The organism is Salinicola socius, assembly GCF_001937195.1.
GTDB lineage: Bacteria > Pseudomonadota > Gammaproteobacteria > Pseudomonadales > Halomonadaceae > Salinicola > Salinicola socius.
In genome coordinates this window covers 1-545 of the sequence record NZ_MSDO01000084.1, presented here as the reverse complement: position 1 = coordinate 545, position 545 = coordinate 1, and the positions used below count along the sequence as shown (strand labels likewise).

Below are 545 nucleotides of genomic sequence, written 5' to 3'. Positions count from 1 at the left end.
GCGCATCGAAGGGCTCGTAGAGTCATCGGGCATGACAGACGTCTTACGGGGTATAGCGCAGTCTGGTAGCGCGCCTGCTTTGGGAGCAGGATGTCGGGGGTTCGAATCCCTCTACCCCGACCACGACGTCGCGTTCCTGTTGATGAAAATGCAGCCGGTATTGGAATGCGCCTATAGCTCAATCGGATAGAGCAACGGCCTTCTAAGCCGTAGGTTGCAGGTTCGAGTCCTGCTGGGCGCGCCACTCTCCATCCAGTGTAGTGGTCCCGGTCGATGCAAAATCGGTATGGTGGGTGTAGCTCAGTGGTAGAGCCCCGGATTGTGGCTCCGGTGGTCGTGGGTTCGATCCCCATCATCCACCCCATTTCTTCCCCGGTTGTCTCCCTTCTTTTTGACACTGCTCCTGCTATTCTGCACGTCATCTATCGCTGCCAGGCGTTTCCTGTCGACGCTTCAGCGAGATGCCGAGGTAGCCTAAAGTCGATTTTTATGGCCCTGGACTTGTATTTCGTCCCGATTAGCACCATTTACCGCGCTAGTCTGCT

The 545-nt window shown here is 56.3% G+C and carries 3 tRNA genes; all 3 read left to right on the top strand.

Annotation, left to right across the window (positions count from 1 at the left end):
• Positions 1-46 precede the first annotated feature (46 nt).
• The 3 genes from BTW07_RS18925 (at position 47) to BTW07_RS18915 (ending at position 364) form a co-directional block, all read left to right on the top strand.
• Positions 47-123, top strand: a tRNA-Pro gene (locus BTW07_RS18925).
• 44 nt (positions 124-167) lie between these two features.
• Positions 168-244 (top strand) — tRNA-Arg (locus BTW07_RS18920).
• A gap of 45 nt (positions 245-289) precedes the next feature.
• Positions 290-364: transfer RNA gene (locus BTW07_RS18915), tRNA-His, on the top strand.
• Positions 365-545: the final 181 nt, after the last annotated feature.